Source organism: Lonsdalea iberica (assembly GCF_002111585.1).
Taxonomy (GTDB): domain Bacteria; phylum Pseudomonadota; class Gammaproteobacteria; order Enterobacterales; family Enterobacteriaceae; genus Lonsdalea; species Lonsdalea iberica.
Map to the genome: position 1 here is coordinate 21069 of NZ_LUTP01000030.1, position 17287 is coordinate 38355.

The window sequence follows — 17287 nt, forward strand, 5'->3', positions numbered from 1 at the left end:
ACAGCCACGTGACCGGAGTACCGAGACATCATCAAAGTCGTGGCGCGCAGCGTCTGCACCAGAAGCATTGAGTCCGACATATCAACGACCCTCGATAATCACAGATGAAAGGAAAGTCAAAAAACCGGGCAATATTCGCACTATTTTTTATCCAATTCAAGAAAGCCCCAGCCGCATAAGTCGGGAAAATCGAAAATCGCCCTCCCCCTACCTGGCTAGCAGCGCTTCTACGTAGGAGATCACGACATTGTTTGAAAATAGAGCAAGCAGGCGGCATGAGGCAGAAACCCGTTGACGACTCCGGTGATATACGGTTTAATGCGCCCCGTTGCCCGGATAGCTCAGTCGGTAGAGCAGGGGATTGAAAATCCCCGTGTCCTTGGTTCGATTCCGAGTCCGGGCACCATTTATTAAAGAAACCAGCCTATTGGCTGGTTTTTTGCTATCTGGGGTACAGACTCTTCATCGAACCCCGTTCGATTATTCGCCGCGAGCGGCTCACCCCTTCGGGGCCAGCGCGGAACGCGCTATTCAACGCCTGCGGCGTAGTCTGAGTCCGGCACCACCTTTCCTTTTTTATGCCTCCCTATCAATCCCTATGTTGTTGCGATTTAATCAGTTGGCGTAAAAATCTTTTCCGATGCGTTTTGATTTATCCCTTCGTATCCGGAAAATTCGGGGTCAGATTGCGGGTCATTCAGTTCGATGAACGAAGGAGACCCTCACATGGCCCTGAATGACAGCAAAATCCGCGCAGCCAAATCTCGCGCAAAATCCTACAAACTTACCGACTCGCAAGGCCTGTACCTGACGGTATCCGCCAACGGCGCTAAGTTATGGTATTTCCGCTATCGCTTCGGCGGTAAGGAAAACCGTCTGGCCTTTGGTCCCTACCCGCAGGTGACGCTGGCGGAAGCCCGCGAGAAGCGCGACGCGGCGCGTAAGCTGCTGGCGTCCGGCCTCTGCCCTTCCTTGATCCGCAAAACGGATAATACCGCCGTTGATGAATCCCACAGCTTTCAGTACATCGCCACCGCATGGCACACCAGTTGCCTTAAGCTCTGGTCGGACGCTCACGCCGATAAGATCCTCACCTGCCTGAAACGCTACGTTTTTCCCAATATCGGCGCGATGGATATCGCTCAGATTGAGACCCGCCATCTGGCGCAGTTGGTTAAAACCATCGACGATAAAGGCGTGCATGACGTCGCCGGGCGGGTACGTCAGCACCTGACCAAAATCATGCGCCACGCGGTCCAGCAGGGCGTGATTAAATATAATCCCGCTTACGATCTGGATGGCGTCGTGACCCCGGTGGTGACCCAACATCATCCCGCCCTGCCGCTAAAACGCCTGCCTGAACTACTGGAGAAGATTGATAGAGCTACAAACCCGTCTGGCGCTGGAATTGAATCTGCACGTCTTTCTGCGCTCCAGCGAGTTACGGCTTGCACGCTGGGATGAATTCAATCTGAAAGCCCATATCTGGACCGTACCCGCGCAACGCGAGGCTGTAAAAGGCGTAAGGTTCTCAGAGCGAGGCGCAAAGATGAGGGATGAACATCTGGTGCCGCTGTCACGGCGGGCGGTCGCCCTGCTGAAACAGATTCAGGTGATTTCCGGCGAGTCGATATTCGTTTTTCCGGGCGCACATATGCTCAACAAGCCGATGAGTGAAAACACCATCAATAAGGCGCTGCGCGTGATCGGCTATGACACCAAAACCGAGGTGTGCGGCCACGGCTTCAGGACCATGGCCTGTAGCGCCCTGAACGAGTCCGGACGCTGGTCAAAAGATGTCATTGAGCGGCAGATGAGCCACAAAGAGCGCAACGGCGTGCGGGCTGCTTATGTGCATAAAGCGGAGCATTTGGAAGCCAGAATCGAAATGATGCAGTGGTGGTCGGATTATCTGGACGTCAGCCGGGATGGATATGTCGTGCCATATATTTATGCGCGACAGCATAAGGCCGCGGGTACAGCTTGACGGTTAATTCTCTGACAGGAGCAGACCTGATGCGAGGGATCTGCCTCTTTGCTTTCTGAAAGGTTTTACCTTCTGATTTTTAACGACCATTCGGGAAACGCCTAAAATTATTCTGAATGTCAGATCAGGTCCGAGCAAATATAGGGTACGAGCATACTATGTTAAATTTCACTGACATTGCGTACTCATGCAAATAATCACAAATCAGGAATAAACCCTTCTTCCCTCAGAGCCTTAATCACCCCACGAATCAGATACGAGTTAGAGAACTTCGCTGTATAGGTACGAGCCCCTTCTTCTACTGGCTGGAGCAATCCCCGCTCAATCAGCTTACCAAGCTGGTAAGTCACCTGCGTCGGTTTCAGATCAGGTAAAACGGCGCGGAGATCGCCTGCTTTTATCGTCCCCAGCTCAACGGCGCGTTTCAGAACTTTCGACTCCAGTGGGTTTATCAGCCCTCTCTCCGAGGAAAAATCGATAGCCGGATACAAGATCTTTTCGCTCAGAAAAGCGTGGTTTGTCAGTTGATCGACTTTCTTCAGCTCAGAAGAGATCCCCGAAAGGACATATAAGCACCATTCCTCGAGCCCCTGTTCCGTTCCTTTATCGGCTAACGAAAGCATGGCGTAATAGCGTTTACGATCGTTACAGAATACCGCTGTCGGGTTAAGTACACGGCCACCCGCCTGAACATTAAAACCATATTTGATCAGTAACGCATAGGTCAGCAGTCTTACCGTGCGGCCATTACCGTTGCCAAAGGGATGTATCCAGCCAAAACGGTGATGCACCAGAGCAATCTTCATCAGATCATACTTTGGCTTGTCGGCTCGGTTAATAAAGGCGGTCAGGTCAGACATATAGTCAGCAACGCGGATGTGGTCTGGCGGCAAATAATCAGACTGAGCAATGCTGACATTATGTTGTCGATATGCACCGGGCGTTCTGTCGCCCTCCTGTTGCAGCCCGGCGACTGCCAGACTATGCAACTCGCGGATAAAATATTCCGTTATCTCATCGCCATCGTTCAGGTATTCGTCAATGAACTCCATCGCGGCTTCAATATTGTTGATTTCTTTGAGCTGATCCGTCGAACTCTGTGTTCCCTCAACCTTGCTTTCAACATAGTCGGCAAGCGTGGTGTGGTTTCCCTCAATCCTTGCAGAGCCAAGACTCTCCAACATGTGGAAAACCGCCTTCAACTGCGCAAACAGGATAGGGTGAACATCGGTTTCCAGCCGTAGATGCCGGAGTAACTCCAGCTCCGTCAGCGCATCGACCAAAGGGGAGTCAAAGCTGGGATTCAGAAGCGAGAGTTCAAAGTGATTAAATTGAGCCATGATGTTTAGTTATCTCAACTGGTGCATGACGATATCTCAAAAGTATAGCAAAAATACTAATAGAATCTATAAATTAGAAATTTCATCTTTTCTCATTATCTCAAAAAACTTTGTTCCAACATATCAAATGTAAGTTTGAACGATGTTCAATCGGAAGGGTAGGATCCATTGTCCGCATGCTGTTAGCAGGTAAATTGTTAGGGGCTAGTCAATAAGAAACTTATTAAGAAGATTGCGGCTTTCCGAGAGCGCTTCAAACTGACGGTCTATCTGCATCAGTTGTTCTCGCACTTTAGCTTTTAGTTCCTCGCAAGGTGAGGTTCCTGCATGTACGCAGTTCAGCAAACTACGCACAACCGGTAACGTGAAGCCTGCACCATTCAGAATAAGTATCCGTCTGAGAATATCCACATCTTCTGACGAGAAACTTCGATAGCCTGCGTCGGTTCGCGAAGGATGAAGCAAACCTGCGCTCTCGTAGTACCGAAGCATCCGTATGCTAACGCCAGTCAATGCCGCCAGTTTTCCAATCTGCATAACGTCCTCTTGACTCTGACACCACTGTCAGAGTGTAAGCTTTGAACTCCCGAAATGACAGGAGTAGCGACATGTTAAAACTAGTCATGTGTGTCAAAAGGCGCGCCCATTTAACGCGAGAAGAATTTGATCATTACTGGCGTAATCAACATGCCTCACTGGTGGTTAAACACTCAGAACGTCTTGGTATTCGTAAGTACATCCAGACAGTTCCCTTTGCGAATAATACTGCGCAATCGGCGCTTCAGCAGACAAGAAATTCATTGCCCGTCGATTTTGATGGTTGCGCCGAGTTGTGGTGGGACAGTCTGGAGTCGCATCTTGCAGCCCGAAAAACAGAAGAAGGATTAAGCGCCCTTCAGGAGCTTATTGATGATGAGGGGAAATTCGTGGATTTGCAGCATTCGCAACTCTGGTACAGTGAGGAGCGGTGCGTGATTTGTGAGTGAAACGTCGACGGGTTTAAAAATTACTCTATTCGTCTATTCAGAAGCGACTTTTTGGTGAAAATTTAAACCAACTCATTCTAGCGTTATATATGGACCTGGACACATAACGGAGCCCCAGCCCTTAAACATCGATTTTTCGTAATAACCCTCACAAAAACAAAGTGATTTTTTATGGGGGCTTTCATGGGGGCGCGGTTTACAAGAAATACCAACAAAACCAATAATAAACAGCATATTAATCGTCGATATGATCCCGAGTCCGGCACCACTTATTAAAGAAACCAGCCTATTGGCTGGTTTTTTGCTTTCTGGGTACGGACTCTTCATCGAACCCCGTTCTGCTCTCTATCTTCGGGCCACCCCGCTTCGGCTGGGGAATATGCACTATGCAAACACTCTCGTCCTTTGTGTCTGGGTTAAGCCTCCCTCCGTCCTCTACTACGCCTATTACTCACTGCGCCAATACAATGCGTTCAGCCGTCGCGAAAATCCTCCACAAACATTTTCATGTGACCCTCAGAGCCTGATAACGCATGGGCCAAACTACGATTAATTCAGTGAGATTAACGAAAATCCCGCGTAACCTCGTTGAAATAATACGGCTGATCTTCATTTGACCAATAACAGGGTTGTTATAAAAAAGAAGAAAAAGCTATAAAGAACAATCACTCTTTAAAAAGAATCAAACAGAGTTTAACACCAATATCAATCAATAAATCGCATATATAGTTCTGAATTATTTAACTTATTCCTTTTTGGAATTAATCTATTTTGATTATATTTTTGTGGTTATTTTAACTTATGGCGTTTTGTCTATAGCGTAAAAATAAATCTTCAGAAGGGCTAATGTAATGACTATAAACGCATTCTCGAAAATTTATATTTTGTTTAATGAGATAGAAAGAGACAGTACCAAAACAGTACTTTCGAAATTGCTATTGAATAAATTAAATTTATACATAACCGCTAAACCTCCTCCTAATCCCTGTCCAATCAATTCTCATGAAGCATTGCAAATGCTGGCCACCGCCTTCCATCGACGAGAACAAGAACAGGAACAGGAACAGGAACAGGAACAGGAACAGGAACAGGAACAGGAGCAAATTGTAGGTACTAAAACAAATTTCCACAGATTCGATCTTTATTCTTCCAGCTTCGCTGTGAGCCGCTGTTTTGACGCTCGAGTTTCTCACCATCCTTCATCCTGCGATTATTTTATTTTATATGAACAGCTCAGAAAATCAGCTCAGGAAGAATGTGGACCTCACCGCGTATCAAAAGAGATTGAAGAAGCGGCAAAGGATATCACGCAATTTGACGAAACCTTTTTAATACCAGCCTTGCGGCTGGCTGTCGCTTATATGACATCATCAATGGAGAAAGATGCACTTATTTTGGCTGACCTTATCTTGGTATATTTTAATACCTTTTCTGAATTTTCCACATGCTACCAGACTAGCGGGAAGTTTTGTTCTGCAGCAGAAATTGACGACAGCGCGCAGTCTACAGATGAAAAAATAAGAAATATTATTGCGTTTAAGGTCCACAAACTCATAGATCAAAATGACGGTATCTACGCACTGCAAACAATGCTTCTCAAACTGAGCGATATCAGACAAACCGTACTGAACAACTTGGCCGTTTTATCACACAAAAATCGTGATTATAGGATAACGGTGGAGAAAATCATTGCCAGCAAAACCGCTATGGCTTATGGCTATCATCATACAAAAAGGCTTAATAATTGCCCCTTCGACGAGTTAATGAAAAGTGATCCACGGGCATTGATGCACCTCCTTAAAAAATCCGTCTGGTTCAGAGGTAAAACTCCGGAAAGAATGCCGTTTTTCAGTCAGCTGACCGCTTTCAAGGGCCCGATGTACAAAGTCTTCAATGATCGGGAATTATTAGCCATTAAACACTGGGCAACAGTTGAACCGCCGCCCCCCCAATGTGCGACAGACGACATCTCCAATATCGCCCTATCCCCACCCATAACACTACCGCAACACGAACAGCAATATCGCCGAGAAACGAATATACGAAACTTGTTCCACCAATTGATGGCCAGTGATGATCATGATTATCTTGACTGGCAAAGTGAAAAGTTTACCGATGCATGGCTTGCTCGGGCCAGGAAAAAAATCAGTAAAATCCCGTTCAAAAATTACAGTAACGACTTGCTAGATAAATGGTTTTTAGCTAGGGCAAAAACGCAAGCAGCCGATTATTCTCAGGGGAGAATGGTCAGTAACAAATCGAAGCAAGAAGTCATCGATGAGGCTGTTCATTTAGCCCCGATGATCCTCTTAGATGGTGCATGGATTAATCATTACAGTTCCCCCCCTCTTATTGATGACGAAATTGGTAGCATTCTGTTTGATATCTATGCGGATGAAATAGGTAATGGACACATAGAAAAAAATCACCCCGTGATTTACCGGGATCTTATTTATGATATGGGTATAAAATTACCTGATATTAGCAGTGAAGAATTTTCCGCATCGGCCTACTTTGATGATGATGATTTTTTGGTGCCTGTTTTTTGGCTTTCCATATCAAGGTTTCCTAAAAAATATTTGCCAGAAACCCTTGGCCTCAATTTGGCTATGGAACTAGCTGGCGTTGGGGGAGCTTATAAACAGGCTCATGATGAATTGAAGCAGTATGGATTTAACACCTCATTTGTCGATCTCCATAACTCGATAGATAATGCAGCCTCAGGGCATTCAGCTAATGCCTTGATCGCGATTAAAACTTATATGAACAGGTATGCAAATAAAGAAAACCTGCAGCTGACGAAACTCGTATGGGAAAGAGTTTGGACAGGCTATCTCTCTCTCGCACCATCAAAAAATGCATTGTTCTCTCCTTTAATATCGAGAAAGTATCATATCTAGGATGGATAATATGAGAAATAACCAGGATAAATTCACTATCGGATTGTCATGCTATTATCACGACAGCGCAGTGGCTTTAATGAAAGGCGAACGCATAGTCTGCGCCCTGCAAGAGGAAAGATTTTCGAGGGTAAAACAAGATAAACGTTTTCCTGCGCGGGCTTTTCAACGCATCCTTGATGACCACGGCCTTACCTTAAGCGACATCGACAAGATATTTTATTATGAGAACCCAGAAAAAAAATTCTCTCGTATTATCGAAACCTATTCTTGTTTTGGTCTGAAAGGGATAGGCACGTTTAATGAGGAAATGCCACTATGGTTTTCTGAAAAAAGAAATATTAAAAGAAAACTACATAAAGAATTAAACGCACATTATCCAACGGATAATATCCCAACGATCGAATATATCGACCACCACCATTCACACGCGGCCTCGGCGTTTTACCCAAGTCCTTTTAGAACTGCCGCCGTACTCTGTATTGACGGTGTAGGTGAATGGGCGACCACGTCAGCATGGCGCGGAAATGGCCGCCAACTGGAAAAAATATGGGAAATAAAATTCCCCCACTCATTGGGCCTACTCTACTCCGCTTTCACTTGGTATTGCGGTTTTAAAGTCGACTCTGGCGAATATAAATTGATGGGGCTGGCCCCATATGGCAGCCCCATTTTCGTCGATAAAATTAAAGAAAAGATCATCAAGGTCAATGATGACGGCAGCTTTATACTCAATATGAAGTACTTCGACTACGCGGTCGGAAATTGCATGTTGTCAGAAAATTTTGATCAACTATTTGGCCATCCCCCGAGAACAGCGGAGTCCGCACTCAGTCAACACTATTTGAACATGGCCGCTTCTATACAAGCGGTCACCGAAGAAGTGGTCATAAAAATTGCCCGCTATCTGCGAGAGATTACGGGCGAAAAAAATCTCTGCATGGCGGGCGGGGTTGCTCTTAACTGCGTGGCCAATGGAAAAATAGCGCAGGAAAACATATTCGACAATATCTGGATTCAACCGGCGGCTGGCGATAGCGGTGGCGCGGTAGGGGCTCTCTATGCGGGTACCGCCAACCTTTACCCGCGTCAGCAATATGGTACCGATTTAATGGGCGGAGCCTATCTTGGCACATCCTATGATAACGCCATTATCAAACAGTATCTTGACAGTATCGGCGCGGTTTACCAGGAATATCAATGGGAGTCGCTATTAAACCGAACAGTAGAAGGTATCCAGCAAGGCAACGTCATTGGTTGGTTTCAAGGCCGCATGGAATTTGGCCCTAGGGCATTGGGTAATCGCTCAATCATCGGTGATCCCCGTGATACCACAATGCAAAGCGTGATGAATCTCAAGATTAAAAACCGCGAATCTTTTCGCCCTTTTGCACCAATCGTCATGGAGGAACATGCCCATGAATGGTTTGATATCCATCAAGATGATGAATATATGCTTTTCGTTACCGGAATTGCCAAAGATAAGCTGATCCCTTACCGAGACGACAACCTCAGGGGAACTGAAAAACTGCAGGTTCTGCGTTCCCAAATTCCAGCAGTTACGCATGTAGATAATTCCGCCAGGGTTCAGATACTACGCAAAAAAAATAACAGAAAGTTTCACGATCTCCTGACGACTTTCTACCGGAAAAGTGGCTGCCCGGTTTTAATTAACACTTCATTTAATGTAAGAGGGGAACCGATCGTAGAATCGCCGCACGATGCCTATAAATGTTTTATGCGCACGAAGATGGATATGCTGATAATGGGCAACATTATCTGTATCAAGTCTGAACAACCGCCTTTGCCTGATGATGAAGACTGGCAAAACATTTACACATTAGACTAAGTGATAAATACAGTGATTAAAATATATTATTTTCTTATTTTATTACCGTTGGGTTTTGTCAAAAATAAAATCAACGATCCCATGAATCTAAAATTTGCAGATAAAAAAAGCTTTTATCATTTTGAATCAGGACGATCCGGAGTGAACAATGAAAAATAAATTAAGTCACGACGAGGCGGTGAAAGAAGTCTATCGTTTAACACCACAAATCCGCGACTATGATGAGTTTATGTATCTTGGGGTAAGATGGCTACCCTACACAATGTTTTTTCATCAAACGGATTTCACTTCCAAAGCAATAAATACGGATAGTCTCGGTTTTCGTTACACGCAATACCAAAATGGCTATATTTCTACAGATTCGTTCCCCCCTGATTTGCCAATCAATATCATTGTTGGCGGGTCGACAACATTAGGAACCGGCGCCACTGCCGATGAGCATACCATCGCTTCAGGGCTATCGAAACTAACTCAAGAACCCTGGATAAACTTTGGCGGCAGGGGTTATAACTCCACTCAAGAAGTAATTCTGTTTTTGATGCATCAACATCGTTTCAGTCATATTAAGAATGTGGTTGTATTTAGTGGGATGAACACCCTCACTCTGGAAGGTATTCCCGATGAATTAGCGACAGAACACGGCAGGTATTATTACTCATACGAATATCATCATTATATGGAAAAATATAATGATGATTTAAAAGCCAGAAAAAATAGCTATGCCTCAGACCTGGACATACGTACTGGCAACCCAATAAAAAGGTTATGCAAGAGATTGTTAGGGACCTCTGTTCACTTCAACCCTGCAGACGTGGTCATTACTGATAATGCAACGGAGACTTCTCAACGTATAAGCAGAACTGCGGACGTGATTAGCCAAAATCTTAACCAATGGAAATCATTATTAGCGCCCTATAATGCCAAATTATCTTTCTTTTTACAGCCAATGTCTTACTGGTCAAAAGACCAATTCACCCATGATGAAGAAGAAATATTCAACGCTATTGATCAGTGCCCAAATAACTTTTGGCGCCTATTTTCCCGTATATTGGACAAGAAAAACCATCCTATGCTTGTCAATGGCTTGTACAAAAGGTTATCTAAAATAGGCGTGGATTTTTACGATATGAATGCCTTGATGAAGGACTCTCCTCTTATCAATAAAAGTCTCTATGTAGACCGTGTACATTTTAATGACACAGGTTATTTTGAAATGGCCAGATTAATTAACCAACAAATTGGTGATTCCCATGAGTAAAAGAAATAAAGGCTTGTTGAGCAAAATTTTCTCTTTTTTTAAACGTAAAAAAAAGAAACCGAACTCCATCTATCCATTACGCTAAAAGGAATGATTATGCCAAAGATTATTTTTTTATGGGGGCCAGCCCGTTCGCTGTCTACGGCAATGCTGAAATCATTTCAGATGCGCGACGACACAATAGGTTTATTTGAACCCTATGCAGATACCTATTATTTTTCCAAGGATAGAATGACCGATATGTATGGCGACCGCCCAGAGCTTTGGGAGCAAACGGGCGAAATGGTTGATCGGCAACTCCTGTCACTCGATTCACCGGTCCTATTTATAAAAGAGATGGCCTATTTTGGTCTCCCTTACGTGGGTGATGAAATCTTTACCAAAGGCAAGCATACCTTGATAATCCGTGATCCAAAGGCATGCTTGCGCTCGCGAAAAGCAGTACGTAAGAATGAAATCGGTGAGTGGGAATTTGGTTTTACAGCCTTAGACCAACTTTGGGAACGCATTTTCAAAGCTGATGAACCGCCAGTGGTCATTGAAGGAGATGCGCTACGTAATGCGCCTGAACATTCACTGCGAAAGTATTGCCAAGCGATAGGCCTTGATTTTCAAGACGCTCAGTTAAGTTGGCGTGATGGCAACGTCCGTAAATGGACCCCTGAAGAGGCTGAGGCCCACGCGCGTTTCCATAAGACGCTAGAATCCTCCAACGGCTTTATCCCTGAAAAGAATATGCACTATGATGATAACTTTCAGTTTAGCGATGCTGAATGGGACATGGTTAACCGAGCCATGGCGATTTATGAAAAAATTAAACCTTTTGCTATAAACTTATAAACCGTATCAGCCATCGGCGATAGGCCGATGGCTCAAAGGAGAAAAGATGAGGAAAAATGGTTTAATTACGATATTTTGCTTTTGCTACTTTGTGGTAAATTTTAACATATCCTTTATTTACCCAATGGTCCCATCATTACAAAATAACTTTTCGGCTAACGAACACCATATCGCACTTTTGCTAGGTGCGTTTCCTTTTATCGCATTTACTTGTAATTTATTATACGGCCCTTTTATCGATAAATACGGAAAAAAAAGGTTTATACTTATTGGCGCGGCTGGAAGTCTTTTATCTTATATAGGCTCAGCTCTCTCTCCCAATATCGAAATGCTCATCACGTTCCGTATTCTAGGCGGATTTTTTGTACCGATGATGGGAGCAACCATTTTCCCACTCATTATTGAGCTGTTTGAAGATGAAAAACGGTTGTTCGTCACAGGGATAGTACAGGGAGCTGCATCACTGGCTCAGCTGATCGCCCTGCCTTTAGGTATACTCTCAGGCGATAAAATATCCTGGTACTTTCCATTCGTTTTATTGATCATAATACTTGCTATCAGTGTCACATTAATGATGGTTTTTCTTGGTCGTGAAACAAGATCGGCTGGGAAAGATATTAGTATCAGAACCTACTCCTCTAAATACAAATCCCTTTTACGTAACCCACTAATATCTAGTTATATACTACTGTATGCGCTCTTTGGGTTATCCGTATTTGTTGTGTTTGGTATGTATGCCTATTGGTTGACTAAATCCGGTACAGGTAATAGCTATCAGCTTGCCATTTTGTTTATTTTTTCCGGTATTGCCGGTCTGCTTGCTTCCACAACAATAAGCCATGTCAAGAACTTTTTCTGCAGCTCGATAAACATGATGATTTTATTACTCGTTATCGCAGTCGGTTCCGTCCTCTTCATGCCTTATTTTTCTGGCTACATCGTTATACAAACTCTGCTTTTTTCACTATTCTCTTGGGTTAGATCTTCACTTAATCCATTAATATTCGTAGAAGTTTACAAAAACGCGGATATCACCGAACGCGGTACGCTCAATGGGTTGATGAATGCGTCATTCCAGCTTGCGACCTCTATAGGCGGTATCATTAGCACTGCCTGTTTTTTCTACTCCCCCTCATTTTTGCTCAATGCGGTAGTGTTCAGCATTTTCATTATTATCTGTGTTGCGCTGACGCTCAAAACACAAAGACATTAAGGAGTTAACTCAATGAAACATTTAGTTTTTATTGACGCTAACAATGCGGCGATTCAAAGCATGGACGAAGCCTTACAGCTGGGTTATAACGTGACATTTCTACGCCAGGAGAATGTCGCCTTTTATCAAAAAAATACGTATACCCAATCAGTAATCGCGCGTCTACATCGCATTATCGATATGAAAAACGGCACCAATACTGATGAAATAACGTATCTGTTGAGTAATATTTTAAAAGATGAAGTGATCGATGGCATTATTGCTCCTCTAGAACCTAGCCTTGAAGCGGTATCCGAAGCTTGCAAACGTTGCGGTATTCCCTTTACCGCCCCTCAAGGGGTTAAAAATGCCAGGGATAAACGTCAAGCACGCGCAATCCTTCAAAAACATCATGTTCCAACAATACGCTCATGGGTAGCACAAACCCTCGATGAAGTTGACGCTATCTTCAGCCGATATACGCCTCCATTTATTCTAAAACCTGTCAGTGGCTACGATAGTTTATATGCGGTAAAAGCCACGAGCCCCGCTCAAGCCCGAGACGCAGCTACCGATATTCTGAACGCCGTTACGACTAGCGCACTTCCTTATCAAGAGATTTTCTCACGAGGTATTCTGATAGAAGAATTTTTGCAGGGAAAATTATTATCCGCAGAGGTCGGAATCTATAACGAGAATTTTTATGAGTTTATGATCAGCGGCCGCTCTCAATCGAGATTCAACGAATGCATTGAACTTGGCTCTCTAATGCCCGCAGAGGTGACAAGCCAGCAGAGAAAAGAGTGTTTCCGATATGCCAAAGCTGTCTGCCAGGCGTTGGGCTTGGATTACGGTATCTTTCATATTGAAATCATGTATACCGATAAGGGTCCCATACTCGTCGAAGCAAATCCCCGCCTGATGGGAGGAGTCATGCCAGAAATTTATCGGCAAGCCACCGGAGTATCCATTTATCCGGCTTTATTTGCGATGGCTACCCGCGCCGATACTTCCATCTCGATGCCTGCTGCGAATAAAACCGTTACTGTCAGAAAGATTATGCCCCTGGCTGACGGCGTGACTGCGCAAGCATTTAATGTCGACGATATCCACACCAATCCCAATATTGTCAATTTTTACTCAGATAAGTTAACCCCAGCAAGAAAGGTTTATAAAAATGAAGTGCTAGGCAGAATTATGGTTTCACATCAAGAATCAGATGAGGCTGGCCGTATTGCCGATAGTTTACTTAGGGATATTGAAAGCCGGATTGGTATTAAAATCCATCAACCTCTCTAGCGTTTCGCTGATGTTAACAGCAAGCGAATTAAGCCCATTTATGTGACTTTAAATGGGCTACTGGTCTTGGCATAAAATCTATTCCACTTTTATTGAGTAATAATCGAGTGAAGTCTAAAGATAGCTATAAATAGTTTAGAGGCGCGGCTATGTCCCCTAAACCGAGCAGCGTGATCACACTCAATCAATCATAGAGAAAAGGAATAATTGGCATGAGTATTTTCCTTTTTATTGTTCAAAACCCTTCGCTTATAACGTATTCAAGGCCCTTGGCGTTACGACTTAACAAGCCTATTTATTTATCGCTCGTAGGATAACCATAGGAATTAGACTTTATGGCCGTCTTTGCAACGTTCAAAAAACTTGCCGTTTCACACTCAACTGAGACGGTTGTGATCTCACACAACCAAAATATCACGTTCAGCGCCTTATTGGCGTTGAGCGAGAAAATAGCCGCAAGTTTAGAGAAGGACGGGATAAAAAAAGGGGATCGCGTTGCCGTCCACATGGGAAACAGATTGGAGCTACTTGCTATCTATTACGCCTGTTTGAAAATAGGTGTCGTATTCGTTCCTCTCAATTTGAAATTATCAGCCAATGAAATAAACATATTAGTACAGCAGAGTGGCGCTAGACTCTACATTGGTGATGCAGCTCGGTTTTACGAAATGGGGCAAGGGATTGAGTCATGCTTTAGTATTGAGACAATATGGGTCATAAACCTCAACCCTCGCGATGAGACCGACCACATTCGTTCTTGGGATTACGCCATTTCAGACGCTAAATTACGAGATAGTGACGAAAGACTCCCTGACGATATTGCATCCATATTTTATACATCGGGCACGACCGGACAGCCCAAAGGGATCGTTTATTCGCAACAAACGTTGGTCGATGCACTCAATTTAACTCAGGCGACAATAAACCCCACAGACAAAATTTTAGATAGCAAAAAATCCGTTATTGTTAGTCTGGTTGACCTTACCAGCCCCTGGAGCGTACTGATTACGTTGGCGGCCATTCAAAAAGGCTGCGTAGTATTATTACTTCCAGAATCCAACATCATTCAGTTTTTCGATATTTTAAAGAAGAAAAAACTCGCATGGATAGCGGGAACACCGTCAAACTTTCAGGCGATCCTTAACGCCTCGGAAAAACAAAATACCCCATTCGACCTTAGCGACACGGTTTGTGTCGTGGGTGGCGATGTTTGTGGAACCGAACTAAGTCAACACTTCCTCCTACATTGCGGCTCTCGGTTGCAAAGCTCATACGGTCAGACAGAACTCGGTGGGCCGGTCATGTTCCATCACGATCTTTGTGCATTGAATGAACCATCTATCGGTTGGCCCCTCCCCTCCGTTAAATTTAAAGTCGAAAGCACTCAATCGGATAAGGGCGAACTTTTCATTCTTACCCCTGCTAAAGCATTGGGTATTTGGAACGGGACCGGGATCGATAGATTCCCTCCCGAACGATGGATCGCCACAGGCGATATTGTTCGACAAGACACAGATGGCAATTTTATTTTTATTGGCAGGAAAAAAGAGCAAATAAAAATCGAGGGATATCCTGTTTACCCAATAGAGATTGAGCAAGCTCTTATTCAGCACCCAGATATTTCAGCAGCCGTCGCCTTTAGTATCCCCGATACTTTTTCAGGTGAACGCATTGTTGCTCTAGTTCAAACGACATCAGATAGTATTCCTGGCGCGAAATATTTGTCAGCGTTTTTATCTCAATATATTGCCAACTACAAACAGCCTTCTGAATATATAGTTGTTCAGGACATCGCTGTCGCGACCATAGGAAAAATTAGCAGGCGAAAGTTATCGACTCAATATGAGCAATTAAAAGATCAGGCCGTGAAGCACACTACCTTATAAAGACAACGTGATGTGAAAGCCCATGCTGGGTATTGGGTATGGCGAGCATCAGAGTTAATTCAAAAATACAGTACTGTGATGGAACAGCCTTCTGCGGATTAGCATCCCAAACGAATACAGAAATCAGACACGAGCGAAAGAATTTTTAGGAGATAAATGATGGCTAACGCTCCCCGCTTATCGCTTATCGCCCTCACTAGCTGCCGTATTCCCTACGCGGTGACCGGTGATGTCGGACGGTGCTTAAATGATGAGACGCGATATATCCGGCGTGCGGCTGTCAGTCATTCAACTATCGAACCCTCTCAACCCTATTGACCCTATGCGTCGAGCCTAACCTCACCGGTTTCCCGCCACATCTGAGCAAGGGAGTGTAAAGGTGATGCGTCACAAGCCCCCGAGATAGGGTTCTATCTCTGAACCAGCGAGTGTCTAACGCCATGTCAACCAAGGAAGAAATGTCATGATGCAAAGAACTGACAAAGGCATTACGAAAAATACCCCCGCAGCTGCATCGGGTGAGAATAATCCCGACTCACGCCTTGTTGAAGCGTTACGTCAAAGTTTGCTGCTCAACAAACAGCTGAAACAACACAATCAATATTTAACTCAGGCGGCACATGAGCCGATCGCCATCATTGCTATGGGGTGCCGGCTCCCCGGCGGCACCGACTCGCCTGAACAGCTGTGGCAATTACTCGCCGATGGCAATGAAACCATCGGTCCTTTCCCCACCGACCGAGGATGGGATATTGACGCGCTGTTTGCGCAGACGCCCGACCTCAAGACCCTTGCAAAAACCTGGAAAGGGGGATTTCTGGCTGACGCTGCCGGTTTTGACGCAAGTTTCTTCAAAATATCTGATCGCGAAGCACTGGCGATGGACCCACAGCAGCGATTATTGCTCGAAATCAGTTGGGAAATTCTCGAACGCGCGGGCATTGTTCCCGCCACACTCAAGAACAGCCAAACCGGCGTTTTTATCGGCACAACACACAATGGCTATATCAGTGATATTGAGCGGCGTAACCCCGCCGCAGACGGCTATCGCTTGCAAGGCAGCCTAAGCAGCATCAGTTCAGGACGCATTGCTTACGTGCTGGGGTTGAACGGCCCGGCAATCACATTGGATACGGCCTGTTCCGCGTCCCTTACGGCCATCCATCAAGCCATCAGTTCCCTAAGAAATAGGGAGTGTTCACTCGCCATCGCCGGCGGTGCGACAGTGATGGCGTCGCCGGATGTATTCGCCGAATTTACACGTCAGGGAGGGCTCGCCGCAGACGGAAAGTGTAAAGCGTTTTCCGACACAGCGGATGGAACCGGATTTTCTGAGGGTGTCGGGCTCATTCTGCTGGAAAGGCTCTCTGATGCGGTGAAAGCAAACCACACCGTTTTAGCCGTCATTCGCGGGAGCGCGATTAATCAGGATGGCGCCAGTAACGGACTGACGGCCCCCAGTAGCTCCGCGCAGGAACAGGTCATTCGCCAAGCGCTGAATAACGCAGAACTGGCTTTTTCCGATATTGACGTCATCGAAGCTCACGGTACCGGCACATCGCTCGGCGACCCCATCGAAGCGCACGCGCTGCTTAACACTTACGGAAAACATCGGCCCGACGACCAACCGCTGTGGCTGGGGTCGTTAAAATCCAACATCGGTCATACGCAACTCGCTGCCGGCGTCGCCAGTGTCATGAAAATGGTCTTGGCTCTTCAAAATGGGCAACTCCCCAAAACGCTGCATGCT

Annotated in this window: 11 protein-coding genes, 1 tRNA gene and 1 pseudogene; 11 read left to right on the forward strand and 2 right to left on the reverse strand. The window is 45.1% G+C overall.

All coding sequences use genetic code 11. The features are described 5' to 3' along the window. Positions 1–330 precede the first annotated feature (330 nt). Both AU511_RS12085 and AU511_RS12090 read left to right on the forward strand, forming a co-directional pair. A tRNA-Phe gene (locus AU511_RS12085) sits at positions 331–406 on the forward strand. Positions 407–726: 320 nt separating this feature from the next. Then, positions 727–1987 (forward strand): annotated as a pseudogene (locus tag AU511_RS12090) (tyrosine-type recombinase/integrase). Between the two features lie 197 nt (positions 1988–2184). On the opposite strand, the gene AU511_RS12095 reads toward AU511_RS12090, so the two are convergent. Both AU511_RS12095 and AU511_RS12100 read right to left on the reverse strand, forming a co-directional pair. After that, the gene (locus tag AU511_RS12095) at positions 2185–3327 is read right to left on the reverse strand and encodes a Fic family protein (RefSeq protein WP_094109840.1); all 1143 of its coding nucleotides are present in this window, start codon (positions 3325–3327) and stop codon (positions 2185–2187) included. 204 nt (positions 3328–3531) lie between these two features. Continuing rightward, on the reverse strand, positions 3532–3864 hold the full coding sequence (locus AU511_RS12100; RefSeq protein WP_085653832.1) for a MerR family transcriptional regulator: 333 nt from the start codon (positions 3862–3864) through the stop codon (positions 3532–3534). Positions 3865–3935: 71 nt separating this feature from the next. On the opposite strand from AU511_RS12100, the gene AU511_RS12105 reads away from it, so the two are divergent. From AU511_RS12105 to AU511_RS12145, 9 genes are all read left to right on the forward strand, one after another. Then, positions 3936–4313, forward strand: a complete 378-nt coding sequence (locus tag AU511_RS12105) for an EthD domain-containing protein (protein ID WP_094109841.1) — start codon at positions 3936–3938, stop codon at positions 4311–4313. Between the two features lie 851 nt (positions 4314–5164). Then, positions 5165–7213, forward strand: coding sequence for an iron-containing redox enzyme family protein (locus tag AU511_RS12110; protein WP_139829374.1), 2049 nt, complete (start codon positions 5165–5167; stop codon positions 7211–7213). 10 nt (positions 7214–7223) lie between these two features. After that, positions 7224–9062: a carbamoyltransferase family protein gene (locus AU511_RS12115; RefSeq protein WP_094109849.1), complete on the forward strand. Its 1839-nt coding sequence runs from the start codon at positions 7224–7226 to the stop codon at positions 9060–9062. A 148-nt stretch (positions 9063–9210) separates the two neighbouring features. Next, on the forward strand, positions 9211–10320 hold the full coding sequence (locus tag AU511_RS12120) for an SGNH/GDSL hydrolase family protein (RefSeq protein ID WP_094101988.1): 1110 nt from the start codon (positions 9211–9213) through the stop codon (positions 10318–10320). 96 nt (positions 10321–10416) lie between these two features. Further along, positions 10417–11160, forward strand: coding sequence for a sulfotransferase-like domain-containing protein (locus tag AU511_RS12125; RefSeq protein ID WP_094109843.1), 744 nt, complete (start codon positions 10417–10419; stop codon positions 11158–11160). 46 nt (positions 11161–11206) lie between these two features. Continuing rightward, positions 11207–12373 (forward strand): MFS transporter, encoded by a 1167-nt coding sequence (locus AU511_RS12130; protein WP_094101986.1) that lies wholly within the window; start codon positions 11207–11209, stop codon positions 12371–12373. 12 nt (positions 12374–12385) lie between these two features. Further along, on the forward strand, positions 12386–13651 hold the full coding sequence (locus AU511_RS12135; protein ID WP_094109844.1) for an ATP-grasp domain-containing protein: 1266 nt from the start codon (positions 12386–12388) through the stop codon (positions 13649–13651). A gap of 335 nt (positions 13652–13986) precedes the next feature. After that, positions 13987–15537 carry a class I adenylate-forming enzyme family protein gene (locus tag AU511_RS12140; RefSeq protein ID WP_094109845.1) on the forward strand — a complete coding sequence of 517 codons (1551 nt, stop codon included), beginning with the start codon at positions 13987–13989 and terminating at the stop codon, positions 15535–15537. A 463-nt stretch (positions 15538–16000) separates the two neighbouring features. After that, a partial coding sequence (locus AU511_RS12145) for a beta-ketoacyl synthase N-terminal-like domain-containing protein (protein WP_276207165.1) occupies positions 16001–17287 on the forward strand: 1287 nt, incomplete at its 3' end.